Consider the following 26,329-nt stretch of genomic DNA (forward strand, 5'->3'; position numbering starts at 1 on the left):
GAGGCAGCCCAGGTTGTTAGGAAGGTTGTATATGTAAATCCTGCATAGCTTGTCACGACGTATATTCCCATCCATGCACCCATTTTTCGCAGGCGCCCGGTTCTTTTCCATCACGAAGTCATACAATACCCTAGCAACTTGGAGGGAGGATTTCGTTATGGGTTTTCTTGGTGGAGCAGGAGGCAGCTGCAGCTGCGGAGGCGGATTCACTAGCGCAGGCGTACTTCTTGTACTGTTCATTCTGCTGGTCATTGTTTTACGCGGCGCTTTCTATTAAGTTATCGTACGCCCTGCAAAGGCGCTATGCATAAGGGTTGAAGCGGCCGTGGCCGTCGAGATTGCGAAATGCTCCCCGAATGGCGGACAGGTGAATGACATACCTGCTGCCAGGAGGGGAGCATTTTCATGTTCGGCGTAAGCAAAAGTATACTGAAAAGTATAAAAAACGACTTATTTCTTGAATGGAATATTCTTGTAATTGGCTTTATGCTTAAGGAAATCAGATATCGCTGGATCATATGGGAAATAAGCGATCAGCATACATAATATGGAGTGATACTAAAGCTTCAGACAGATGCTTTATGGAATAATCATCCTAGAATGAATAATAGATCGTACAATGGCTTGCTCGGAAAAATCGCGAAAGGAGGGTAAGGCTTGCACGTCATTCATTTTCTTAATGTAAGCGCCTACATGAAAGTCAATACTCTAATTTCCAGGGGGGAACGATCATGAATAAGAAGATTAGATTGACGGGGAGAGCCGCCGCGTTCGGATTAACGGTCTCCGTCTTGATGACGGCATGTTCGAATAACGACAATGCTCCAGCTTCCAATCAGCCTTCCGGAGCATCGACGTCCGAATCAACATCGGAATCAACATCTGCATCAACGGCCGCGCCAACCATCACGATTGCGTTCAAAGGCGTATTTACGGACGGGGACAGAACGAACAATCCCGTCTTAAAAGAATTGGAGAAGAAAACCAACACGATCATTAAGGTGCAAGAAATACCGGATGACAGCTTCGTTCAGAAACTCACGCTCGAATTTAACAGCGGTACGGCGCCTGATTTAATTCAAGCGAGTACCGATACGCAAACCATCGCGTTGATTAACAATTTTGGCGCAAGCGGGATGTTAACGAAAATGACGGATCTGCTGCCGAAGATGCCCAATGTGCAAAAGTTCTATGACAAAGAGATGCAAACCAAATTCGTGAATGCGGATGGAAACTTATACGTATTGCCCACGCCAAGGGATATTGGATACGGCGCTGTATTTATTAGGCAGGACTGGCTTGATAATCTGGGTTTAAAATCCCCGCAGACCTTCGACGAGTATAAAGAAGTGTTAAAACAATTCGCGACGAAAGATCCGGACAAAGACGGTATCGACGGGGACACGTTCGGCGTAGCCTTCGACAAAGCGGGCGGGCTGGAACCGGTATTGGCGCCTTTCGGCGTACCTAACTCGGATTGGATGAAGACGGACGACAACAAACTGGTGTGGTCGCAAATTACGCCGGGATACAAGCAAGCGATCGGTTTAGCCAGGGAATTAGTCGCTGCGAACGTAGCCGACCCCGAATTTGTGCTCTATCAAGCCAATCACGGCAAACCGGAACTCGTCAAAAGCAATAAAGTCGGCGTATATTCAAGCGTTTCGTCGGGCGCTGCAGCGGATTTGGCTGTAATCCAGGAGAAAACGCCCGATGCTAAGCTCGTCGTGCTAAACGTTCCCCCGGCACCCGGAATTGCCAAGAGCGTATCGGGCTACGGCAACATCATAACGAAGGATAAAGACGGGCTGCCTGTCGGGTTCTCCAGCATATGGGCGGTTAATTCAAAGGCAAAAGCCGATGTGCTTGAAGGGATTGCCAGAATATTCGACTTTACCTCCAGCGACAAGCTCATAACGGTCGGCGTCGATGGCACGGACAACACCAAATCGGGCGACACGACGACATTGACGAAAGACTTGAAAGGGTTAAGGGCGGATGGCGCTTGGGACGTGTACAACATCGGGTTCATGGACCAACGGGAGTTCTGGAAATACTTATGGCCGGAAGCAACGGTCGCCAACATGAATAATACGGGCCTGTCCGCTCATCCGAGAGAAGTGTATTTCTCAACGCCTACGGCAGATGCTCAATTACCGCAAATTACGGCAAAGGCCACCGAAATATTCACGCAGATTATTTCGGGGAAAATGGATTTGGACGCCGGCTGGACGGAATGGGAGAAGCAATTTAAGCTATTGAAGGGCGATGTCATGACGCAAGAAATGAACGACAGATATGCGAAGGATACGAAATAAAGCAAACCCTATCGCGTTACGACAAGTGCAATGATAAGGAAGTTCTCTTGTCATTGCACTTGTTTAGTAAAGAAGAGGTGCATATATGTTTGTTCAAAATATCAAGAAACACTTTTCCTTATACATGCTTCTATTGCCGGGACTAGCCTTTTATATCCTGTTTAAATACGTGCCGATTGTCGGTTATGTAATGGCTTTCCAAGATTTCAAGATCGGGAAGGGCCTGTTCGGAAGCCCGTGGGTGGGCTTGGATAACTTCAACTATATGTTTCAAGACAATAACTTTGCGAACGCGTTAAGAAATACGGTGCTCATCAGCGTGTATAAACTGATTTTCGGTTTTTCCGCACCGATTATTCTGGCCTTGCTATTAAACGAAGTGGTAAGCCGTACATTCAAGAAAGTCATTCAAACCATCTCGTACCTGCCGCACTTTATATCATGGGTCATCATTGCCGGCATATTAACAAGCCTCCTTTCTTCGAAGGGCATCATCAATTATGTCATCGTTGATATCTTGCATCATGATAAAGTTTTATTTTTGGCGGATCCAAGATTTTTTAGAAGCATTATGGTCATCTCCGAAGTGTGGAAAGGGGTAGGCTGGGGGACGATTATTTATTTGGCCGCCATATCCGGCATCGATACGGAAATGTATGAAGCGGCCATTGTCGACGGATGCTCCAGATTCAAGCAAGCGATGCGGATCACGCTGCCGAGCATGATGCCGACGATCGTCATTCTGCTGATTTTACAACTGGGCGGTATTCTGAATGCCGGCTTTGAGCAAATCTACTTGTTCTATTCTCCGCCCGTCTATTCCGTTGCGGATATCCTGGATACGTTGGCTTTGCGAATCGGTATTCAAAACAACTTTAATTACGGGGTGGCGACCGCGATATCCATATTTAAATCCGTTATCGGCTTGGTATTGATTATTACGGTCAACAGAATCGTGAAATACGTAGATAAAGAACATGGAATATGGTAGGTGACGAACATGCTGAGACGGACAAGAGGCGAGCAAATATTCAGCTGCTTGAACGGCATTCTGTTAATCATATTCAGCGTCTCTATTTTATACCCGTTTATTAATATTATTGCGATCTCGTTTAGCTCGACCGCTGCCGCCGACACCGGTAAAGTCACTGTTTTTCCAATAGGCTTCAATATAGGCGCCTATAAGTACCTGGTTCATTACAAGCAGCTCTTGAGCGGGTTTGGCGTAACCGCTTTCGTGACGGTAGCAGGTACGTTTCTGCAATTGGTATTCACCATTATTACGGCGTATCCGTTATCAAGGCGAAATTTGCCTTACCGAAAATTCATTAAGTTTCTCTTGTTGGTCACGATGTTATTCCCGCCGGGTATCGTTCAAACGTATATTCTCTTTATCCATCTGCACTTAATCGATTCGATATGGGTGTTAATCCTGCCGGGACTGATTAGCACCTTTAACGTCATCGTCATGATCAGCTTCTTCGAAACCATACCGAGCGAGATTATCGATGCTTCGAGAATGGATGGGCTGTCGGAGCTGAATATGATTATCCGAATTATATTCCCGTTATCCCTCGCGGCAATCAGCACGATCGGCTTGTTCTATGCGGTTGAGAACTGGAATGCTTGGTTTAACGGCTCTATATTCATCAACACGTCATCGAAATGGCCGCTGCAGCTCGTTTTGAAAAATATATTAAATACGACGATCACCGACACGAATAACGATCTTGGCATGATCCCTCCGGCTTACCAAGTGCAGATGGCGATGGTTTTCATTACGACCTTGCCTATTCTGCTCGTCTATCCGTTTATTCAGAAATACTTCGTAAAAGGCGTCATGATCGGGGGGATAAAGGGCTAGTCGCATTTCGGTTGTCGCGAGATAGCAGTTGTCAATGCCGGAAGAAAGCAGTAATCTCAACAGTGGAATAAACTGAATTATTGTAAAATTGTAAATTGAAAGAAATCAAGTGCAACCTAAATCCGATGATTGGCGGTAGAAAAATGGAAAGGGTATATAGTCTGCCTGAAATGAAAACCTCCACTTCAATTACTGGAGCTCATCAGATGACCGTTGAACCTGCCTGGACTTCCGATAACCACAGTCATCCCGTATTTGAATTTCTCTATTGCATAGACGGACGTTTTCAAATTAACGTGAATGGCTGCCACTATCGGCTTGGCTCCAGGGAGGGGCTGCTTATCGGGCCTCATCGCGTGCATAATTTTATCAATAATAGTCAAGAACCGTGTACGTTCTTCACCTTCCAATTTGATTTGGACGAGTGCAGTCTGCGCTATTGGCTGTGCCAAGAGGGCGAACAGATTGTCGTGCCGGAAGACCAGACGGAGACGGGCTTGGATGAGTTTTACACGCTTATCGCGCAGCAATCCGAGGCGCAGGATGACTGGAATCAGACCCACGAGTTCGACCTTATGCAATCGGTCGGGTCGGTCAGTTTATTGAAGATACAAGGTTACTTTCTGCTGCTGCTTTCCGAGCTTGTGGATATATTAAAAAAGAAGAGCCTGCATAAGGAAGAAAAGAAGAAGAAAATCAGCTATGAAAAATACGAAGTGGCTCATAAAATCGCCTCCAATTTGGAAAATCACGTGGAGGAGCACGTCCTGATTAGCAAAATCGCGGAAGAGCTGTATATGAGCGTGTCGAATTGCAATAAGCATTTTACGGCCGTATTCGGCATTTCTCCGAAAAGTTATTTGAACCGAATCAAGATCAATACGGCGAAGCGATATTTGTCGGAGACGAAAATGGGGGTTGAAGAAATTTCGAGAAGGCTCAGCTTTTCATCGGCGAGCCATTTCAGCCGTCAGTTTAAAAAGCTGACCGGCGTCTCTCCAATTCAGTTTCGGATCAATTATTAAGGAACCCTATTCTGAATAAGATGGGATGAGTCGTTATCCAAACCAATAAAATCATGTCTTCGCAGCGGATCAAACAACATAATATGTCGGTCATCTTGAAGGAAATATGGAAGCACGCGCAGGTTTCGCGGGTCGAGCTCGTAGCAAGCACCGGTTTGACCTCCGGTACGATCAGCAATTTGACGCAGGAGCTGATCCAGTTAAAGGTCATACGGGAATACCAATCCATATCGGGGCTGGTAGGCCGGAAACGGGTGATGCTGGGATTCGACCTTCGCTATTACCGGATCATCGGCCTGGATATCGGCCGTTCCTCGTTCGAAATCGTGTTAACGGATCTCGCAGGAAATAAATTGCAAGCAACGGAAGGCAATGTGAATGGTCATACGGGGCCTGAAGGCTATTGGGCGGTCATAGGCCCCTATCTGGAAGCGATAAAGAATGACGTGATCGCCGAAGGGCTGAAGATCGTTGGACTGGGCGTAGGCGTGCCGGGGCCGATGGATCACGAGAAGGGGATTCTGATCAATCCCCCTAACTTCAAAGGATGGGCGGGCTATCCGTTGAAGGAGGTTCTTGAGCGCCAATACGGGCTGCCTGCGGTAATCGAGGACGATGCCCGCACATCGGCGCTCGCCGAGAGCCGGTACGGGCTTGGCAAAAGCGGCGCGGATCTTGTCTTCGTTACGATGGGCATCGGTATCGGCAGCGGTGTCATCTTCAATGGCGAAATCGTGCGCGGCACGAACAGTTTGTACGGGCAGGTCGGGCATATGACGATCGAACCGAACGGCATGCGCTGCGAATGCGGCAATCAGGGGTGCTGGGAGACGGTCGGGTCCATTATCGGCATCCTCCGGCGCTTCGACTGCGGCGATATGAACGCATTCATGACAGCCGTACGCGAAGGCGATTCCGATGCGCTTCGGTGCATGGAAGAAACGCTGCGGTATTTGGAAACGGCATTGATCAATATATGCAATATGTACGATCCGGAAATTATTGTACTGGGCGGTCGTTTATTCCCCTATATAAGCGAATACCTGCCTGTCATCCAGGAGCGGTTACGGGGGAGGCTGTTTGCTTTCGCGAAAGATAGAGTGTTGCTGCAGCCGGCTACCTTTGGCGAATCGCAAAGCGCGATGGGGGCGACGGCAACGGTACTTGACGCCTTGTTCTCTAGGCCGCTTGAGGTGCTGGGCTAATTATTAAGGAGGTAATCCATATGTATTCGATTCCAGATGGCGTATATCCGGTCATGCTAACCCCGTTCAATGACGATCTTAGCATTGACTATCAAGGCGTAGAGGGATTGATGGCGTATTATCGCCGGAGCGGCTGCGAAGGCATATTCGCGATTTGCGCCTCTAGCGAGATGGACGCGTTAACGCTCGAAGAAAAAGTGGAGCTGTCCAAATTTATTACTGACCGGAAGGGCGATATGACGATCGTCACCTCGGGTCACAGCAGCGTATCGTACGAAGGTCAGCTGGAGGAGATGAATGCCCTTGCCGAGACGGGCATCGATGCCCAGATATTTATCGTAAGCCGCCTGACGCGCAGGTACGGCAAGGAAGGCGAATACGCTGCCGAGGCGATGCTTGAGAATACCCAGCGGCTTGTCGAAGATCTGAGCAGCGATCTGCCGCTAGGCTTCTATGAACGTCCCGGCGAAGGCAATATGCCCGTTCCGGCGGAAGTCATCCGTTACTGCGTGCAGACCGGCCGTTTTGTCTTTCTGAAGGATACCACATGCACGGTCGAGGGAATGCGAGATAAGCTTGAATGGACCAAAGGGTCCGGCTTTAAGCTGTATAACGCCAACACGACGTTCTTATATGAGACACTGAAGATGGGGGCAGCGGGTTACAGCGGAACCTGCGCGAACCATCATGCCGACTTGTTCGTCTGGCTGTGCAAGAACTGGCAAAAGCATCCCGAAGCGGCGCAGCGCCTTTCCTACTATCTCGGGGTTCTTGGACAAGCGACAAGCACGGGCTATCGTGCCAGTGCCAAGTATTATCTGAAAAAATACGAGACGCCTATGCATGTTCACTGCCGCGACAGCAACAAGCGGTTGACCGATCAGGTCATCTATCTGCAGGATGGCATACGTTATATGCAGGAGGAGCTCCGCGACTGGCTTGCCTCGCTTGACTAATTCAAAGCCGAAGCCATTAAACCCTCTTTTTTATTATGAAGCGATCTAAGGTACAATGGAAGAAAAGCCGTTTTGGGAGGACTTTCGAACATGAATAAGAGGCAGATGGAACGCATTCGCACAGGTCAAGGGTTCATTGCAGCGCTGGATCAAAGCGGAGGGAGCACGCCGAAGGCGCTGCAGCAGTACGGCATCGAGCCGAGCCGCTATTCCGGCGACGAGGAGATGTTCGCGCTCGTTCATGAGATGAGGACGCGGATCATCAAGAGTCCTGCTTTTGACGCGGAATACATCCTGGGCGCAATCCTGTTCGAGAACACCATGGATCGGAAGATCGACGGGCTGTATACGGCCGACTACTTGTGGGAGAAGAAAGGCATCGTGCCTTTCTTGAAGGTGGACAAGGGGCTGGCGGAGTTGGATGGCGGCGTGCAGGTACTCAAGCCGATTCCCGATCTGGACGGCTTGCTCCGGCGGGCGGCCCGGCGCAACGTCTTCGGAACGAAGATGCGTTCGGTCATTCATGAGGCGAATCCGCATGGGATTCGCAAGGTAGCGGAGCAGCAGTTCGAGCTCGGCAAGCAGATTTGGTCCGCAGGTCTTGTTCCCATCATCGAGCCGGAAGTCGATATTAACAGCCGCGACAAGCGGGAATCGGAACGGCTATTGAAGGACGAAATCTTCAAGCAGCTGTCCGCGCTTGCGCCCGACGTGACCGTTATGCTGAAGCTCTCGATCCCGACGGAGGACGATTTCTACCGCGATCTGATGGACGAGCCGCATGTCGCCCGGGTCGTCGCGCTGTCAGGCGGGTACGAGCGGGAAGAAGCGAACGAGCGGCTGGCCCGCAATCACGGCTTGATTGCCAGCTTCTCGCGCGCCTTGGCGGAAGGGTTGTCCGATCAGCAGTCGGACGAGGCGTTCAACGGGTTGCTGACCGGCTCCATCCGGTCTATATACAAGGCGTCGATCGCATGACGCCGGGAACGCAATTCGGATGTAACCGTCCCCATACGCAATTAACCATAATTCCTTGAAGCTCTGCGGCGAGGATAACGGACCACTCTCCAAAGCTATCATTGCGATAGCTTTTTCTTTTGGCTTAAACCAAGCTGCCTATAACGAGCAGTAAACGCAACTTATATCAAAAAAACGATGTCCTTATCTTCTATAATGAGTATAGGAGGAGGGCTTATGGATAAAACCATGCAGGAGATGATTGACTGGATCGAGGATCATCTCGTCGAAGACTTTTCATTGGCGCGTCTGGGTAACGATTTGGGATTCTCGCCGTACTACTGTTCCTTTAAATTTCATCAGCTGACCGGAATCTCCATCAAAAGATATATGTCGCTTCGAAAAATCTATCTGGCTTCCATCGCACTGAAGGAAACTAAGCACAGGACGATTGATATTGCATTCAAATACGGATTTTTATCGCAGGAAGCTTTTTCAAGAGCGTTCAAAGGGACCTTTGGGATCAGTCCCAATGCCTACAGGAAGAAGCCGCAGCCCTTGCAGACGATCGTGAAACTGGATTTCACTGGCAGAAAGGACGGTTATTCGATGGACATTTCGCAGAAATTAAAGATCGAGGCTTTGCAGTCTGCTATTTACGATCAATTCGACCGGGATATTTTGAATATCTTGAACGGACAAATGATGTACGAGGAGTTCGTTAACCATCAGCTGATGGAGAAGAGCGATTATGTCCCTTTCAATGAAGCGATGTGCGCCAACGAAACGACGTATGCGATTTTCGGCGACGAATTTAATAGGCTGAGGGCGGTCGGACACCGGGTTTCATTGCAAGAATACGAGAAGATAACCGTGAAGCCGTTGAAGCCGCTGCTGGAGAACAAGTACAAATGCGCGGTTCTATGGTTCGGCGATGACATGTTCTGTCAAATGAATTTGCTGACCGTACTGGCCTATCTGGAACAAGCGGGATTTGACGGGAAAGTCTACTTCCATATGGTGAAGGAAGCGACGTATGAAGTGGAAGAAACGGATATCCTGCTGGGCGGCTATCAAGAAATTTATGAACAGGCGTTGATTCAACATCGTATGCCCGAAGCGCAGTTAATGCCTGTGATGTACCAAGGCATTCAATTGTATCTCGAGTATTTGAAAGAAGATAATGAAATCACCGCATTTATACGAAAAAATCTCAATGTGCCCAAGGCTGAATTATTGCAGCAGTTATTTCGTTTATTTCCTCATTATGGACTCGGAGACCTGCAGTATTTCAAGATGATGGAAGCCGTAAAACAAGCCTAATCATCGATCATTGGACATGAAGGCAGCCGGCTAATGGGAGCGGCTGCCTTTTGGTCTTTTCGCGGGGAGGTCCCGATCGATTTCGCCGTATCTATAATCAACAATGTTCAACGATCTGTTGATCTATCAACAGATTCGGCTTTTTTAACCATTGAAGGATTCGGTTTGAATTCTATACTAATAGACAGGAGTTGATTAAATCAAATCGTTAAAATCGTTAAGTTGGAACGCAAGGCTGCCGGCCCATACGTTGAAAATGGTCAGGATTGGACAAAATAGCCGCAGGGGACATAGCGGCGGAACCATGCATGAACGAGCTTGAGCAGCGGCTTACATCGAAGAAAGAAGGTTTGGCTATTGAACAACGAACAATTGAACAAGAGCATTATTTTCCCGCTTGGCCAGCGAGTCGAGCAATACTTTGTCGGCGAGGCTTACCTGCAGATGGTATTTACGGATCCGACGCCGCTCAATACCGCGATCGGGAACGTAACCTTCGCGCCGGGAGCGCGCAATAATTGGCACTCCCATCAGGAAGGGCAGGTTTTGCTGGTTACCGGCGGCGAGGGCTGGTATCAAGAAGAGGGCCAGCCCGCGCAACCGCTGAAGACGGGCGATGTCGTCAATATACCGCCTGGCATCAGACATTGGCATGGCGCGAAGCATGACAGCTGGTTCGTGCACCTGGCTCTGACGCCAGGGGCAACCGATTGGCAGGAGCCGGTTGAAGACGATCATTACGGCAAGCTAGTCTGATCCAACAAGTCGGAAGGAGGCGGTTATGCGATGCAGTACATCAAACTTGGAAATACCGGCGTTGACGTATCGCGGATATGTCTTGGCTGTATGGGGTTTGGCGATGCAGCGTTCGGGCATCATTCCTGGGTGCTGAACGAAGAGCAGACCCGTCCGGTCATTAAACGAGCTTTGGAACTGGGCATTAATTTTTTCGATACCGCAAACGTATACGCGGGAGGAACGAGCGAGGCGTTTGTCGGCAGGGCGTTGAAGGATTTTGCCCGCCGCGAAGAGATCGTCTTGGCGACGAAGGTGCATTTTCGCATGCATGAAGGACCCAACGGAGCCGGGCTGTCCCGGAAGGCTATCACGAGCGAGATTGATAACAGTTTAAAACGACTGGGCACGGATTATGTCGACTTGTACCAGATTCATCGGTGGGACTACGACACGCCCATCGAGGAGACGATGGAAGCCTTGCACGATGTGGTCAAGGCCGGGAAGGCCAGATATATCGGCGCTTCCGCGATGTTCGCCTGGCAGTTTCAAAAGGCGCTGCATGTCGCGGAGAAACACGGATGGACGCGGTTTGTCACGATGCAGAATCATTACAACTTGATCTATCGCGAGGATGAACGCGAAATGCTGCCGCTGTGCAAGGCGGAGAAGATCGGAGTGATCCCGTACAGTCCGCTTGCAGGAGGAAGATTAACCCGAGACCCGCAGGAGAAGACGCATCGCTCCGAAACCGACGAGGTGCAAAAACAGAAGTATGGCGCGACCGAGGAAGCGGATCGCGCGATCATCGACCAGGTAGCGAGCCTTGCCGGTAAGTACGGCGTGCCGCGTGTTCAAATCGCGCTGGCCTGGCTATTGCACAAGGATCCGGTCACGGCTCCGATCGTAGGCGCGACGAAGATTTCGCATCTGGAGGACGCGGCGGCCGCGCTCTCGGTGCAGCTGAAACCGGAAGAACTGGCGTCATTGGAAGAGCCGTACGTACCGCATCGTATCGTCGGGCATCAATAGAACGTCGGGCGTCAATAGAACAAGGAAGCAACGCGAAAAGCTCTTGGGACGCAAAATGCGTCCAAGAGCTTTTTCACTTGGTACAACTAGAGGTTAATTTTGTGATGCCATTCCGCCATCATAGCCTCGGCTTACTGCGGGTCCTCATTCAGCAGCTTCCTGTAGGTCAGCATCCAATTCAGCGTGACCAGCATATGATCGTATTCGTCCTTCTTGCGCTCGATCTCATTAATCTTCTGAAGAATCCATTCGATGACTTCCTGGTTCGTGCGCGCGTTCGTATCGTGATCCTGCAATATCGTCTTCAGTTCGGCTAACGAGCAGCCGATGCCCTGAAATTTCTTAATCAGCTTCAACCGATCGATGGCTTCGTCAGCGTAGTTGCGGTAATTGTTCTTCTCCCGCTGAATATGCCTGCTGTCGAGCAAGCCTTCCTTCTCATAGAAACGGATGGTGTGGGGCGTTAAGCCCATCAGGTCCGCTAATTCTTGAATTTTCACATGAATTCCTGCCTCCTTACGCTTGCCTTAGAGTTAACTTCATAGTTTAAACTGAAGTCCTATCTTCGTCAAATGTTTAGGAGGCGTACATTGATTATGCGTATTTTCGTTACAGGTGCGGCAGGTTATATTGGTACGGCGGTTGTCCGCGAACTCGTATGTGCGGGCCATCAGGTAGTCGGACTGACCCGTTCGGAGCAGGGTGTTCAAGTAATAGAGAGCCTGGGAGCCGTGGCGGTCCGCGGTGTTTTAGAGGACGCGGATGTTCTGCGCAGCTGCGCAGCCGCTTCTGACGGAGTCATTCATCTGGCATTTAATCACGACTTCTCTAATTTCGCGGCATCGTTGGCAACGGATCTCCGAGCCATCGAAGCAATGGGAGAAGGGCTTGCGGGCTCCGGGAAACCGCTTGTGATCACGGCGCATGCGAATGGCCAAGCATCGGAGGACGCGGCGCTTGCGTTCGTCGAGCAGGGCGTGAGAGCTTCGATCGTCTCGCTTGCGCCTTCCGTTCACGGCGAAGGAGACAAAGGCTTCGTGCCGCAATTCATTCGGATCGCCCGCGAACGCGGCGCTTCGGCTTACATCGGAGACGGCGCCAACCGATGGCCGGCGATTCACCGCTTGGATGCGGCCGTCTTGTTCCGTCTCGCCGTAGAATCTGCGCCTGCAGGCTCACGACTGGATGGCGTGGACGACGAGGGCATTGCGCTCCGCGACATTGCCGGCGTCATCGGCCGTCACCTAGGCGTGCCTGTCGTTAGCATCCCGCGCGAAGAGGCGCAGGCGATCTACGGTTTCCTAGGCATGGTCGCGTCGCTTGATCTCGCGAGATCAAGTGAAGGGACGAAGGCGCTGCTGGGCTGGAAGCCTGTCCAACAGGGACTTCTCGCCGATTTGGAGGAAGGGCATTATTTCGGAGAATAGTGCCCGTGAAGCAAGCCGATCGGAATGAGCGGCTGCCGTTGTTTAACAGACGTGCTTGACTGCACATCCTAAATCAATTGACTATGTTGAATTATTTTGCTAAATTATTTATAATATTCCGAATATATAATTAACGGCTATGAAGAGAAGAGTAATTTTGATCGTTATTTACAGAGAGCTCCTGTGCGGTGAAAGGGAGCATTAATGATCTGAATGAAAAAAGACTCGGAGCTTCGCACGGATCTAAGGGAAGGCTCTTAGTGATACTGCGACGGGATCTCCCGTTAACGAGATAGGGTATCATCAATGATTAGCAGCACATTGACCGTACCTGAAGAGTTTGATATGGCGACATATCAATTAACTGAGGTGGTACCACGAAGCGAACAGCTCTCGTCCTCAAGATGAATAATCTTGGGGGTGGGAGTTTTTTTATTGCATAGAACGGAGAATTCGTCCAGGTCATATCCTCAACTAAACCATATGGAGAGTGATTCCATTGAGCAATGAGCAGCAATTTGCCCTTCGTTTAGAAAAATTAGAAAGCATGAAATCCCTGGGGATCCCGGTATACCCAGAGAAATTTAATATAAACACAGCGCTTCATGAAGCAGCTCAACTGCAGGATGGTACGGCGGGAGTGCGAGTAGCCGGAAGAATCCTTGGCCTGAGGAGCTTCAGCAAGCTCATCTTCGTAACCTTATCGGATATCGAGGGCAGCCTGCAGCTGCTGCTCAATAAGGAAACGTTGGGGGAAGAAGCATTTAAACAATTTGATAAATGGGTAGACATCGGAGACTTTATCGGTGCCGAAGGGAATATGTTTACGACGAAAACGATGGAGAAAACGCTGCGCATTCAGCACTATGTTTTCCTGGGAAAGGCTTTGCGGACGTTACCGGACAAATGGCATGGTTTAACTTCCGTCGAGACCCGGTACAGACAGCGTTATTTGGATCTTATCATGACCAAGGAAACCCAAGCCCGTTTACTGGCAAGAGCAAAAATGGTAAGCGCGATTAGGAATTTTTTGGAGACTAACGATTTCCTGGAAGTGGAGACCCCTGTCTTGCAGCATACATCCTCCGGTGCAATCGCCAAGCCGTTTCGAACCTATCATAACGCGCTCGATACTGAACTCAACTTGCGCATTGCACCGGAAACGTATCTGAAACGATTAATTGTTGGAGGTTACGCCAAAGTATTCGAATTTGCCAAGTGTTTCCGAAATGAAGGGATTAGCCCTCAACACCTGCAGGAGTTCACGATGGTGGAAGGTTATGCGGCATACTGGAGCTACGAAGAAACCATGCAGTTCATGCGCGAGATGGTGCTGAACATTTTGCAGCGGACTTTTCATACGACAACGATCCATATGAATGGTCTGGCCGTTGACTTTGCCTCGGAGTGGGAGATCGTCTCTTTTCGAGATTTGATTATGAAGGATACGGGAATAGATATTGATCTATATCCGGATGTGCAGGATTTGTACGAAGAGACCAGAAGCAGAAATATATCAGTAGATCATGCTGAGGCGGAATCCTTGGGAAGAGGGAACTTCATTGATCTGCTCTATAAGAAGACGTGCCGGGCGAAGCTGATCAAACCGACATTCATTATTCAGCATCCGATCGACCTGTCTCCCCTGGCGCGCGCTAATGATCAAAATCCTTTGATCGTCGATCGCTTCCAGCTCGTGGTGAATGGGGCGGAAATCATTAATGCCTATTCAGAGCTCGTGGATCCGCTGGAGCAGAGAAGAAGGCTGGAAGCTCAAGCTCTGCTGAGAAGCAATGGGGATTCTGAAGCCATGGAGATGGATGAAGACTATCTGACTGCTATGGAGTATGGCATGCCGCCTATTTCTGGCTGGGGGTTTGGAATCGAACGGCTGCTAATGGTATTCACTGACTGCGATACCATTAAAGATTGCGTATTGTTTCCGTTAACCAAAAAGATTTAGGTAAGCACTCCCAAGAAAACGCTTCGACTCTGGTCTACGATATGGCTTCGAATCGGTTAGTCGGCGTATGCTTGTTGTTTATGGAAGACCAACAACGGACATTTTACCCGGGCTTATTTAATTTCGGTGTCCTCCCCGCGCACAGGAACAGGAGGATAGCTGCCAATATGTTGAAGAGGGCATTGACCGTTCTGCATAGCGAGTATCCGATCATGAGACTTGGTTTGTTGCAAGGCACTTACGCAGAATTGCTCTATTATAATTTAGGGTTCATGCCTGCCGATGTAGAGGTTGAAGCTTGTGTCTTACCAACGTCAGAGATTAACTTGTTGAAATCATTCCGTTAACCGAGCATTAGGAGACCATTACTTCAAAAGAATTCCAATATCCGATTGTTCTAGTTGGGCGCTATCGTTCAACGGACCAAAGAGCAGTTTGCCGCAGGCAGCTGCTCTTTTCATTGGCTCTGATAAACTTGATTGTTGATAAAGGAAAGGATCTCCCGTCAAGACTCGCGGACAGAGGATCCGTTAATATCCCCGAATGATATCGAAAACAGGCTAATCAGCCGCTATAGCGGATCTCCTGTCCGCCGGCACGCGGAAAAACGTGATAAAGAAGCGGATAACGGATCTCCTGTCCGTTTCCTTGCATCAACGAACGCACCGTGAACCAGCCGTCATGAAGCCGGCCGGGAGCCACTAAGAATAAAATCAATGTGGTAAAATAGGCGCAAAATGGATAGAGCCGCGATGCTGCTTGATAATAAGTTGAAAGGGGAGGATAGTTGAATATGTCATTTATGGTTCGTGAATGTGTTGAGCAGGATTTTGAAGAAGTCATTCGTATTAGTGAATCTGTGTATAGCGGAAGGATAGGCTCCTTTTCGCTGGTTTCTAATTTACAGCATTGCCGTATGCTTCGAAAGTACGTTGCAGCGAATGAGATAGGACGGGTGATCGGTTACGGCTTAATATGGGAACAACGTGCATCACCGCGCTTGATTCTCAAAGTCGAACTATTATTTCATCCTGATTATGAAGTTGTGGAGATGCTTGTTAATCAAATCATCCATGATATTCGCATTATTGGACCATATGCGGTTCAGGCAAGAGCGTTTCAGGATCAGATTCAATTATTGCAGCTGTACGATAGACTCGGATTTGTTGAAAATCATCGCATGATGCACCTTTATTTACCGGCAACAGAGATAGACCTTACGCCTTATGTAGATAATGAAAGTACGCTGAACGCACGAGGGATCGCGGTTACGACATTAGCTGAAGAACTCAACTCGGATGCAGCGTACTTTTCGAAATTGCAAGCGCTTAACAATTTGACTTGGGCTGACTACCCAACAGAGCCGCTTGTACCTCGAACCTCTCCTAATGATCAAATGTTAACCCACGAAGATAACATTCCAGAAGCCTATTTTATTGCCAAGGAAGGGCAAAGGTATATCGGACATAGCCATTTGATGAGATTGCCCTCCGCACCTCAATACTTCATTCAAGGTCTGACTGCAACAGCGAGAGAATTTCGCGGACAGGGGGTAGCAACAGCCTTAAAAGTAAAAGGAATCGAGTTTGCGAAAAGGATGGGTTACCATGGCATTCTTACTTCCACTCGCGATAATAACGGCCCAATGGCGGCAATCAACAGTAAATTAGGCTGGCGACCAAACTACAGCGAAGTAAGATTGGAAAAAATGCTGAAATGAGATAGGGAGAGTGAAACAGTACGATGAACTTCTCGAAACTGACAGACTATCTAGACCGTTTCTACGCGGAGAAGAACATTCCCGGCCTGGGAATGGCCGTGTATTACAAGCAAAAGCCTGTCTTCGAGCACTATGCCGGGTTCTCCGATGTGGAGAACCAAATCGTGTTCGGGCCGGACACGATATTCCGGCTATATTCTGCCACCAAGGTCATGACTTGCGCGGCGCTCTTGCAATTGCTCGAGGCCGGAGCGTTCAAGCTCAGCGACCCGCTGTATGCCTATATCCCCGAATACAGGGACATGGCCGTTCGGCATAGTCGGGCGGACGGGTCGGAGGAATTGCGGCCTGCGCGGAACCCCATCACGATCGAGCATCTATTCAGCATGACCGCGGGGATCGACCGGCGGGATACCGAGGAGACCGACAAGGCGATCAAGGCATCGGGCGGCGAAGGCAGAACGTTGGATGTCATCAGAGCGCTGGCCACGGAGCCGTTGCTCTTCGAGCCGGGCACCCATTTCAAGTACGGCGCCTGCCATGACGTACTGGGCGCTTTAATCGAAGTGCTGTCGGGCAAGACGCTCGGGACGTATTTGAAGGCGCATATTTTCGACAGGATCGGTATGCGGGATACGTCTTTCGTGCTGAAGGACGATAAGCGTTTCTGCAAGCTGTACAACAACTTCAACGGGAAGACGCATACCGCCGAGAGCATAGGCGAGACATTCAATGTGCAGCCGGGCAGAGCGTATGAGAGCGGCGGGGGCGGACTCTTCTCTACCGTAAGCGATTACATCTTGTTTGCTGCGGCGCTGTGCAATTATGGATTGGCGCCGAACGGCGAACGTATTCTGCGGCCGGAGACGGTCAATGAAATGCGTAGAGGCCGCTTGGGCCCGCAGGCTCAGCAGGATTTCGCCAAATTCGGCGGCGTGAGCAAGAGCGGGTACAGCTATGCGCTCGGCGTACGAACGCTGGTGGACAGAGAGGACAACAACGCGTTGAGCCACAATGGCGAGTTCGGTTGGGATGGCGCCCGCGGCTGCTATGTCGTCATTGATCCGGAGGCGGAAGTAGCGCTGTTCTATGCGCAGCAGGAGGGCGGCTCACCGTGGTATCGCTGGCACGGCACGATTCGTAATTATGTATACGCCAGCGTCTGGGAAGCCTGACGATCGTGGAATGCGGGTGCAGGATAACGCGGAGCGAGATAGAATATACGTGATTGTAAGCACTTACAGAAAGGGGATGACCATGCCGAATCTGCTGATCGTCGATGATGAAGAAACGACCCGTAACAGCTTGTCGGAGCTTGTGCCATGGTCCGAATGGGGCATTGCGGAGGTGCGAACGGCCGAGAACGGGGTAACGGCGCTTAAGCTTGCCCAGCATTACAGGCCGGCGATCCTGCTGGCCGATATCCGCATGCCGAAGATGAACGGGATCGAGCTGGCACAGCGCATTCGCGATTTGTATCCGGCCTGCGAAATCGTATTCCTGAGCGGCTTCGCGGATAAAGCGTACCTGAAATCGGCCATTCAGCTGCAAGCCGTCGATTACTTGGATAAGCCGGTCGAGATGGAACAGTTGAAGCAGGTGTTTCTCGGCATCGTCAAGCGACTGGCGTCCGCCGTAGGGACGAAAGGGGATATCGCTTTTCTCCGCCAGGAAATCGTCGTGGACTTGATCTGCAAGAAAGGCGATCTGACCGACTGGATCGCGCGCGCTTCGCCGGATATGCTGCAGCTGAGAGGCGGCGGGCGCTACCGCGTGTACGCGCTGACGCTGCATTGGGCGTTGGCGGCAGCCGAAGAGGAGAGGACCGTCTGGAAGCACAGCATGCTGAACCGGTTCAATCAAGCGGACGCCTTCCCCGGAACGCGCATGATAGCCGGCTTCGTGGGCGATAATTGCCTCGTCGTCGCAGCGGAAGCGACTATTCAACGAGGCGGCGAGGAGAAGGGCGCTGCGGAGGGCGAGGCCGAGGGCGAAGAGCTGGCCTGGCTGATGTTGACTGCCTTATTGGATGTCTGTCCGGCAGGCGCTTGCTCCATCTCGGCCGGATGCAGCGATATGACCCCGCGTACCGATGCGTTCGCCGGCTTGTACAAGACGGCGCTGACGGCAGCCAGGCGGCATTTCTACCACGGGGACAGCCGGGTGTACATGCCGATCGCGGCAACGGCGGGGTATTCCTTCGACTTCGATAAGTCCGGCTATGCCGGCTTCAAACGCATGCTGCGCGAAGCGGCTGCTCAAGATGTCATCGACTACGTACGCCGGTTATCGGCGGACATTGCCCGATCGGCCGATCCCGACACGAACAAAATCCGCAATCTCTTCTTCAATCACCTCCGCATTCTGTTCGAGGCGACGATGCAGTGGGACGAAGCGAACGCGGGCGACGAGAACGAAACCACATACATGTGGCGCGAGATCGATACCCGCGCAACGCTCGAAGAGCTGACGCGGTTCCTGCTCGCGCACGTCGAGATGACGCTCCAGAAGCCGGCGGCGAACGGCGTTGACAAAATCGACGAAATCAAGCGATATATCGACCATCACTATGCCAGCAATCAAATCTCGATCCAATCGATTGCCGATCATACGCATTTGAGCCAGACCTATCTCTGTGCCCTATTCAAGAAAGCGACCGGCCGAACGGTGAACGATTACATCACCGCGCTTCGCATCGAGAAAGCGAAGGCGCTGCTGCTCGACCGCGGCAAGAAGCTGTACGAGATCACGGCGGACGTCGGCCTGATCGACACGAACTATTTCTCCACGCTGTTCAAGAAATACACCGGCATGACGCCCTCCGACTATCGGACGAAGAGCTTCCATGAAGCATGACTTCTACCGCAATTTAAACCTGCAGTACAAGCTGTTCCTGCAGTATCTGCTCCTGCTTGCCATCGCGTTCACGCTGTTCATCGCGCTCAATTACCGCATCACGTCCAAGGATCTTGAAGCGCAGGCGAAATACTCCTCCCAGCAGGTATTCGAGCAGAGCCGCTCCTTCCTGGAATACAAGCTCTATGTGGCCGAGAACTACCTGACCATTCTGGCCTCCAACGAGCGCATGCAGGATATTCTGCACCGGGACGCGTCGTACTACTTGAATCACTACGGGTTATGGAGCTTCGACGTCGAAGACATTCGGAAGCAGTTCTACATCACGAAGCCGAGCGAAGACATTATCAAGACAAGCTTGTATACGGCGCAAGCGGTCGCTTCCGCGAACGAGACGGACGACGTCATGCGCATGACGCGAATCGAAGCGAAGCCGTGGTACGCCAGTCTGCAGCGAAGCACGTCGACATTCGAGCTCTTCCCGAATACGATTCAGGAGCGCGAATTATCGGCAGAGCGCACCGACACGTTCTCGATCGCGAGGAGCATCTACGACAACGAAAACTTCCGCAACGTCCTCGGCGTGTTGACCGTCGACATTCCGAGAAGCCTTTTCGCCTCCATTCTGGACCGGGTCGCCTTCTCGGAGAATTCATCCGTCTATCTCATCAATCGGGCCGGCCAGCCGATCGCGCGTTCTTCGACGTCCGCCGCAGGGGATGTCGTCTTCAAACCCGATATGCTGGATGCGATCCCCGCCGTCGACCTGAAGGCCGGCGACTGGCGGAAGCGCAGCTTGGACGGCATGGACTATCTAGTCGGCGCGCAGAACGTCGCGGATACGGACTGGTATCTGGTCAGTCTGACGCCGTATAAAGAAATCGTGCGGTCCCAGAGGAAAGCGATGAAGCAGATGCTGCTGCTGACGTTCTTGATCGGACTGTTCCTGCTGCCCCTTGCGTTCGTCGCGGCATCGTCCACCACCCGGCGCATCCGCCGCTTGATCTCGCAGATGAAGAGCGTCAAGAAAGGCGATTTCGCGATTCGCGTCCAGCATGACGGCAAGGACGAAATCGGAGAGCTGGGGCGGAACTTCCAGACGATGATCGCCAAAGTGTCGCAGCTGTTGGACGAGAAGTACACCCTCGGGCAGGAAGTCAAGTCCATGGAGCTGAAGGCGCTTCAAGCGCAGATTAATCCGCATTTTCTCTATAACACGCTGGACCTGATCTACTGGAAGGCGCTGCGCATTCAGGAACAGAGCATCTACGAGCTGGTTCAATCGTTGTCCAAGTTCTATAAGCTCAGCCTGAGCAAGGGCGAGGATATCGTCTGCCTGCGCAGCGAAATCGAGCATATCGCCGCGTACATCGACATTCAGAACGCCAGGTTCAAGAACGGCATTCGCCTCGTCATCGACATACCGGACGAGCTTTACGACCGGCCGATGCCCAAAATCACGCTGCAGCCGCTCGTCGAGAACGCGATCATTCACGGCATTCTGGAGACGGAAGAAGAGACGGGAACGATCACCGTCAGCGCCGCGGCGGACGGCGGCAAATTCGTCATCCGCGTCGCCGATAACGGCGTCGGCATGTCCGAGGCGCGCATCGGCACGATGTTCGCGCAAGAGACGGACGATCCGAGCCGCGGATACGGAGCCGGCAACATCAACACGCGGATCAAGCTGTTGCATGGCGAAGAATACGGCTTGTCCTACCGCCGGCATGAAGGACCCGGCATCTCCGCGATCGTAGAGCTGCCGCTCTAAAGCGCCGCATTTCACGCCTCTTGTTGTGGAATGCGGTTTTTCTTGCTGCGGCCCCGGGATCGTAAGAATAACAAGGTTTCGTAATTTTGACGCGTGGCAGCCGTTATGAAAACGCTTTATTATGAAAGCAGAACCAATTCGACAGAGATCGAGGTGAACGAATGCGCGATGCACAGGTTCGCAAGAAGCGGGGATTCGTGTACGAGATCGTCAAGAACCGCGTGCTGTATGTCATGTTCTTGCCGGTCGGCCTTTATTTTCTCGTACTGGCCTACCTGCCCATGCCGGGCATTATTATCGCGTTCAAAGAGTACTCGTACGACGGGGGCATCTTCGGCAGCAAATGGAACGGCATGAAGAATTTCGATTATTTCTTTCAATCCGGCAAGCTGTGGCTCGTCACGAAGAACACGCTGTTGTATAATCTCGTGTTTCTGACGGCAAGCACCGTGCTCGCCGTGATCGTGGCCATCCTGATCGCGGAGATGGCCGGCAAATGGTTCAAGAAGACGGCGCAAACCTTCATGTTCCTGCCGTATTTCATCTCCTGGGTAACCGTCTCGGCGTTCTTCTACAACATCTTCAATTACGATTACGGCGCTTTGAACGGATGGCTGACAACGCTTGGATCCGAGAAAATCGATATTTATTCCAATCCCGATATCTGGCTCTTGCTGCTTCCGATCTTCTACGTGTGGAAGGGCATTGGATTCTCCAGCGTGCTGTACCTGGCAGCCATTATGGGCACGGACCAGGAGAGCTACGAATCGGCCAAAATCGACGGGGCGAACCTGTTTCAGCGAATCTGGCATATTACGCTCCCGCTGCTCAGGCCGACGATCATCACGCTCGTGCTGCTCGGCCTCTCCAGAATCATGCGCGGCGAATTCGACATGTTCTACCAATTGATCGGCGATAACGGCCTTCTCGCGGACAAAACGGACATCATCGACACCTTCGTCTTCCGCACCTTGATCTTCGCGAACGACTTCGGCATGTCGTCGGCGGGCGGCGTGTATCAATCGGTGCTGAGCTTCTTCATTATCTATACGGTCAATTGGCTGGTCAAAAGGTGGAATCGCGATTATGCGCTCTATTGAACATCGACATGGGGGGAGGGGAACCGCTTGAAAAAGGGAAAGGACGTTATCGCATTCAACATCATCGCGTTCGCGGTCGTGGGCTTCGTCGGCCTCGCCTGCATATTGCCGTTCCTGATGCTGCTCGTCGGCTCCTTCCAATCGGAGAGCTCGATCTTGACGCATGGCTACTCGCTGATTCCGCGCACCTTGGATTGGGGCGCTTATTCCTTCATCTTTCGGGAGCCTGACAAAATCATTCACAGCTACCTGGTCACGATTTTCTTGACGGTCGCAGGCACAAGCATCTCGATCTTCTTCTCGTCGATGACGGCATACGTACTCGCGAGGAAGGACGTGAAATACCGCAACGGCATGGCGTTCTACCTGTTCTTCACGACGTTGTTCAGCGGCGGTCTCGTGCCTTATTACTTGCTCATGTCCAATTACCTGGAGCTGCGCAACACGATGTCGATCCTGCTGCTGAACGGGATGTTCAACGTGCTGTATATCCTCATCCTCCGAACCTACATCGCGAACAGCATCCCGGATTCCATCTCCGAGTCCGCGAAGATCGACGGCGCGAACGATTTCGCCATCTTCATCCGGGTCGTCTTCCCGCTGCTGAAGCCCGCGCTCGCTTCCATCGGCCTGTTCGTCGCGCTCGGTTACTGGAACGACTGGTATACGGCTACGCTGTTCATCACCAAGGAGAATTTGTTTCCGCTCCAATATTCGCTCTATCGGATATTGAGCTCCACCACGTTCGCGAAGCAGATGCTGCAGAACAACGGCGCCGTATCCGCGATCGAACTGCCGGAGCAGACCGTGAAGCTGGCGCTGACCGTCGTGGCGACCGGACCGATCGTCTTCGCGTATCCGTTCGTCCAGAAGTATTTTGTCGCCGGCCTGACCATCGGTTCGGTGAAAGGCTGAAGCGCGGCTCGTTCGTCCGGCGATTCCGGTGCATGATTGCCCAGGTTAATCCCGCCAATCGGCGGTTAACAGTCTTCATTCAACATATAAATGGGAGGGAAGCGAGGATGAACAAGCGATTCAAATCGATGCGACTCGGGCTTGCCGTTGTCCTGTGCCTGTCGGTCATCTTGTCCGCGTGTTCCAATAACGGCAATGGCGGCGGTAACAAAACGGCGGACGACAGCACGAGCAAGAACGCGAATGCAGCGAACGCGGACAAGAACGCGGCCGCAGCTTCGGGCAATAATGCCGGCGGCACGACGAATGCTTCGAAGGATGCCGATGACAATGCCGATACGCCGAAGCTGGACAAAGTAACGCTCCGGTTCGTGCTGCTCGGGGAGGCCCCGAAAGACAACGATGCGGTGATGGCCGAAGTCAACAAGAAGCTGGAAGCGGACATTAACGCGACGATCGAGCTGACGTACATTCCGTTCGCGGACATCAACACGAAGTACCCGCTCGTCCTTGCGTCTCCGCAGGATTGGGACGTCATCTACGGCAACATTAATTACGGCTCCAACGCGTCGAAAGGCGGTTATCACGAAATCGCGATGGACGACGTCAACAAGTACATGCCGCTGACCGCGCAGGCGACCTCCGACGGCCAATGGGCGGACGCCCTCGTCAACGGCAAAATCTACATGATCCCGCAAACGTTCAAGGAGCTCGACGTCGGTACGGGCTTCTACCGCGAAGATCTTCGCAAGAAGTACAACGTACCGGAGATCAAGACCTTCAAGGACCTGGGCGCCTATTTCCAAGCGATCAAGGACAACGAGAAGGGCATGCTGCCGGTAGACGGATCTGCGACGGACATCCAGGGCATCTTCGGCGGCTTGATGAAGAATTACGTCATTCGCGAAGCGCCGTATCTGACCGGCTTCTTCCCGGACGACCCGAGCTATACGATTACGGGCCTGTTCGACGACGATTTCAAAGCGAAATTCATCGAAGCCGCCAAGACGATGAAGGAGTGGGCGGACAAGGGGCTGCTGCCGAAGAATGCGTTCGCGCAGAAGACGGCCGCCGCCGATCTGGCCAAAGCGGGCAAATCCGGCTACTGGGCCAACGCGTTCGAGAATTACGCGCAGTACAGCTCGGACATGATCGCCAAAGGATGGGAGCTCGGCGCCGTCAACAATTTGACGGACAGCGGCGTCGTCATGACTCGCCCGGCTACGGGCAACGGCTTCTCGATTTCGCCGAAAACGTCCAATTACGAGCGGGCGCTGATGGCCATCGACCTGCTGCACCAGGACAAAGCATACAATATGCTGCTCGCATTCGGCATTGAGGGCAAGAACTACACGATCAACGCCGACGGCAAGCTGGTCGTCGCTCAGGCCGATCCGAATCCGTACCCGATGTACGGCGCCGGCTGGTGGTCCAACAATCGCGATCAATGGCCGCCGCTCGAGAGCTATACCCAGCAGTACATCGATACGAAGAACGCGCTGCTCGAGAAAGCGCAGCCGTATTTGCTGAACGGCTTCAACATCGATACGACGAACATCAAGACGGAGCTTGCGAACATAACGAATATCGATAAGCAGTACAGCGCCCCGATCCAATTAGGCCTTGTGAAGGACGTCGATGCCGCTGTCGCCGATCTGATCGCGCGCTACAAGAAAGCGGGCGCCGAGAAGGTCATCGACGAAGTCAAGAAGCAAGCGGCGGCCTTCGTCGCGTCGAAGCAGATCAAATAATACGCAGCGGATAACGCAAAAAGGGAGCAGATTGCCGAATGGCAGCCTGCTCCCTTTTAGCCTGTGCGCCGGCAACCTTAATAATGCTTCGCCAGCATCCAGGAAGATGGACGAAATCGCTAGAACGCGTTAAGGAAACCGGCGATTAAGGCAGTTAATCGAATTGGCTTATCGAGAATCAGCAGACCTAACTGGACAATTCCGATTAGCGACATGAGCGCGAAGAGGATGAGTTCGTTCAAGGGGCGCCGCTGCTTTCGAAAGTAGACGAACAGCCCGCAGAACAAGCCGATTGACAGCAGGAAAGGAATCATGAGGCAGTCGCCCTCCCGGCAGTCCAGCGTTTGATCAGGTAGACGAGAATGAGCAAAATCGGAAGCAATATCGTATCCAGCGCGAAATATTGAAGTAAATATCGTCCGATCCACTCGAGATCGGCAATTATATTGTCATGCATGCTTTGCGCGAAACCGATGCACATGATCGCGAGCGGGAAGGCGATCAATCCGCGGCTTCTCACGGCGAACGTATGCTCGAGGGCGACCGTCGCGCAATAGAAGGACAGGGTCAGCTTAATATAGACCAGGATCAGCCACAGGTTTGAAATGGTAGCTTCCAAATGTTCCACGAACGGACTAACCTCCAGCTCCTGTGCAACGACGAAGAGCGGGAAGATGACATGCGAAGCGCGCGATATACCGAGTACGCCAGCGACGATGAAAGTGATCAGCGACAGCAGCAATGCGCCGAGTGACGCAGCCTTGATATAATTCCTGCCCGGCTTCTCCTTCACATACGGGAAAATCATCAGAAGCGTGAAACCGTCCAGGTAAGGGAATGCAATCATAAAGGCCGACTTGGGGAAGATACCCTCCCAATCGAACGCTCCCACGGGGTTGAACGATGACCAATCCCATGTTTTAATCGCGAGGATAAAAAAAAGCGTGAAGCCGATTAGCATCAGCGGGAAGAAGAACTCCGCCGTTCTCGAGATGGCCGCGATCCCGCGAATGGAGCCGTATGCCGCGATGGTTATGAAGGCGGCGTCGAACACCCATTCGTTGGTATTCTGCAACAATGTGCTGGTCATGAAGTCATCCAGATTGTTGAGCACCCATGCGCAAGTAAGCAGCATGTGGAAAATAATAATCAAGCTGACGAGCTTCCCGAGAAATTCCCCTAACAACCGCTGCGCGATTTGGACGACGTCGAGCCGGGGATAGCGGCTCGACAGAAATATCCAAGGCAGCGTGCAGGCGATGCCGACTGCCCCCGTCCAGAGCGGGACGAGCCAAGCATGCTGATGCGCGTTCGCGATCAGGGTGGAGGGGAGCAAGAAGAACGCCGTGCTTAATGTCGCGCATACGATGAGGATATGAAACTGCCGCATGGACAGCATCGTTGATTCCAT

23 protein-coding genes and 1 other annotated feature are annotated in these 26,329 nt (G+C 51.8%); of the genes, 21 read left to right on the forward strand and 2 right to left on the reverse strand.

The features are described from left to right. Positions 1 to 157 precede the first annotated feature (157 nt). The 11 genes from GXP70_RS29860 (at position 158) to GXP70_RS15095 (ending at position 11,415) form a co-directional block, all read left to right on the forward strand. Positions 158 to 277 (forward strand): YjcZ family sporulation protein, encoded by a 120-nt coding sequence (locus GXP70_RS29860; RefSeq protein WP_225442428.1) that lies wholly within the window; start codon positions 158 to 160, stop codon positions 275 to 277. 454 nt (positions 278 to 731) lie between these two features. Next, positions 732 to 2,318 (forward strand): extracellular solute-binding protein, encoded by a 1,587-nt coding sequence (locus GXP70_RS15050; protein ID WP_162357577.1) that lies wholly within the window; start codon positions 732 to 734, stop codon positions 2,316 to 2,318. A gap of 85 nt (positions 2,319 to 2,403) precedes the next feature. Continuing rightward, a complete protein-coding gene (locus tag GXP70_RS15055; RefSeq protein WP_162357578.1) occupies positions 2,404 to 3,309 on the forward strand; it encodes an ABC transporter permease in 906 nt (301 codons plus the stop codon). Between the two features lie 9 nt (positions 3,310 to 3,318). Then, a complete protein-coding gene (locus GXP70_RS15060) occupies positions 3,319 to 4,182 on the forward strand; it encodes a carbohydrate ABC transporter permease (RefSeq protein ID WP_162357579.1) in 864 nt (287 codons plus the stop codon). Positions 4,183 to 4,325: 143 nt separating this feature from the next. Further along, positions 4,326 to 5,207, forward strand: coding sequence for an AraC family transcriptional regulator (locus GXP70_RS15065; protein WP_162357580.1), 882 nt, complete (start codon positions 4,326 to 4,328; stop codon positions 5,205 to 5,207). A gap of 83 nt (positions 5,208 to 5,290) precedes the next feature. Next, a complete protein-coding gene (locus GXP70_RS15070; protein WP_162357581.1) occupies positions 5,291 to 6,412 on the forward strand; it encodes an ROK family protein in 1,122 nt (373 codons plus the stop codon). A 20-nt stretch (positions 6,413 to 6,432) separates the two neighbouring features. After that, on the forward strand, positions 6,433 to 7,368 hold the full coding sequence (locus GXP70_RS15075; RefSeq protein ID WP_162357582.1) for a dihydrodipicolinate synthase family protein: 936 nt from the start codon (positions 6,433 to 6,435) through the stop codon (positions 7,366 to 7,368). A 90-nt stretch (positions 7,369 to 7,458) separates the two neighbouring features. Then, a complete protein-coding gene (locus GXP70_RS15080) occupies positions 7,459 to 8,346 on the forward strand; it encodes a fructose bisphosphate aldolase (RefSeq protein ID WP_162357583.1) in 888 nt (295 codons plus the stop codon). Positions 8,347 to 8,562: 216 nt separating this feature from the next. Next, positions 8,563 to 9,648 carry a helix-turn-helix transcriptional regulator gene (locus GXP70_RS15085; RefSeq protein ID WP_162357584.1) on the forward strand — a complete coding sequence of 362 codons (1,086 nt, stop codon included), beginning with the start codon at positions 8,563 to 8,565 and terminating at the stop codon, positions 9,646 to 9,648. 357 nt (positions 9,649 to 10,005) lie between these two features. Then, complete coding sequence (locus tag GXP70_RS15090) at positions 10,006 to 10,404, forward strand: cupin domain-containing protein (protein ID WP_162357585.1); 399 nt, start codon at positions 10,006 to 10,008, stop codon at positions 10,402 to 10,404. A 30-nt stretch (positions 10,405 to 10,434) separates the two neighbouring features. Next, the gene (locus GXP70_RS15095) at positions 10,435 to 11,415 is read left to right on the forward strand and encodes an aldo/keto reductase (RefSeq protein WP_162357586.1); all 981 of its coding nucleotides are present in this window, start codon (positions 10,435 to 10,437) and stop codon (positions 11,413 to 11,415) included. Between the two features lie 131 nt (positions 11,416 to 11,546). Here GXP70_RS15095 and GXP70_RS15100 read toward each other — a convergent pair whose 3' ends face one another. Continuing rightward, complete coding sequence (locus GXP70_RS15100) at positions 11,547 to 11,915, reverse strand: MerR family transcriptional regulator (RefSeq protein ID WP_162357587.1); 369 nt, start codon at positions 11,913 to 11,915, stop codon at positions 11,547 to 11,549. 96 nt (positions 11,916 to 12,011) lie between these two features. On the opposite strand from GXP70_RS15100, the gene GXP70_RS15105 reads away from it, so the two are divergent. The 10 genes from GXP70_RS15105 to GXP70_RS15150 all read left to right on the forward strand — a co-directional run bounded on the left by GXP70_RS15105 (position 12,012) and on the right by GXP70_RS15150 (position 24,918). After that, complete coding sequence (locus GXP70_RS15105; RefSeq protein WP_162357588.1) at positions 12,012 to 12,842, forward strand: SDR family oxidoreductase; 831 nt, start codon at positions 12,012 to 12,014, stop codon at positions 12,840 to 12,842. Between the two features lie 130 nt (positions 12,843 to 12,972). Beyond that, positions 12,973 to 13,246, forward strand: a binding site (T-box leader). Between the two features lie 95 nt (positions 13,247 to 13,341). Further along, positions 13,342 to 14,805: a lysine--tRNA ligase gene (gene lysS, locus GXP70_RS15110; RefSeq protein ID WP_225442429.1), complete on the forward strand. Its 1,464-nt coding sequence runs from the start codon at positions 13,342 to 13,344 to the stop codon at positions 14,803 to 14,805. 41 nt (positions 14,806 to 14,846) lie between these two features. Beyond that, positions 14,847 to 15,152: a GNAT family N-acetyltransferase gene (locus tag GXP70_RS30310; protein WP_404822360.1), complete on the forward strand. Its 306-nt coding sequence runs from the start codon at positions 14,847 to 14,849 to the stop codon at positions 15,150 to 15,152. A 446-nt stretch (positions 15,153 to 15,598) separates the two neighbouring features. Beyond that, positions 15,599 to 16,525 carry a GNAT family N-acetyltransferase gene (locus GXP70_RS15120; RefSeq protein ID WP_162357590.1) on the forward strand — a complete coding sequence of 309 codons (927 nt, stop codon included), beginning with the start codon at positions 15,599 to 15,601 and terminating at the stop codon, positions 16,523 to 16,525. 23 nt (positions 16,526 to 16,548) lie between these two features. Beyond that, complete coding sequence (locus GXP70_RS15125; protein WP_162357591.1) at positions 16,549 to 17,700, forward strand: serine hydrolase domain-containing protein; 1,152 nt, start codon at positions 16,549 to 16,551, stop codon at positions 17,698 to 17,700. Between the two features lie 82 nt (positions 17,701 to 17,782). Beyond that, entirely contained in the window at positions 17,783 to 19,381 is a 1,599-nt protein-coding gene (locus GXP70_RS15130) for a response regulator (RefSeq protein ID WP_162357592.1), read from the forward strand. After that, complete coding sequence (locus tag GXP70_RS15135) at positions 19,371 to 21,152, forward strand: cache domain-containing sensor histidine kinase (RefSeq protein ID WP_162357593.1); 1,782 nt, start codon at positions 19,371 to 19,373, stop codon at positions 21,150 to 21,152. Before GXP70_RS15130 ends, GXP70_RS15135 begins: the two co-directional genes overlap by 11 nt. Positions 21,153 to 21,313: 161 nt before the next feature. Beyond that, complete coding sequence (locus tag GXP70_RS15140; protein WP_162357594.1) at positions 21,314 to 22,252, forward strand: ABC transporter permease; 939 nt, start codon at positions 21,314 to 21,316, stop codon at positions 22,250 to 22,252. 27 nt (positions 22,253 to 22,279) lie between these two features. Beyond that, a complete protein-coding gene (locus tag GXP70_RS15145; protein WP_162357595.1) occupies positions 22,280 to 23,167 on the forward strand; it encodes a carbohydrate ABC transporter permease in 888 nt (295 codons plus the stop codon). Between the two features lie 107 nt (positions 23,168 to 23,274). Then, positions 23,275 to 24,918, forward strand: coding sequence for an ABC transporter substrate-binding protein (locus tag GXP70_RS15150; protein WP_162357596.1), 1,644 nt, complete (start codon positions 23,275 to 23,277; stop codon positions 24,916 to 24,918). A gap of 310 nt (positions 24,919 to 25,228) precedes the next feature. On the opposite strand, the gene GXP70_RS15155 is transcribed toward GXP70_RS15150, so the two are convergent. Continuing rightward, on the reverse strand, positions 25,229 to 26,329 hold the full coding sequence (locus GXP70_RS15155; protein ID WP_162357597.1) for a GerAB/ArcD/ProY family transporter: 1,101 nt from the start codon (positions 26,327 to 26,329) through the stop codon (positions 25,229 to 25,231).

The sequence above is a fragment of the Paenibacillus lycopersici genome, from assembly GCF_010119935.1.
GTDB classification, from domain to species: domain Bacteria; phylum Bacillota; class Bacilli; order Paenibacillales; family Paenibacillaceae; genus Paenibacillus_Z; species Paenibacillus_Z lycopersici.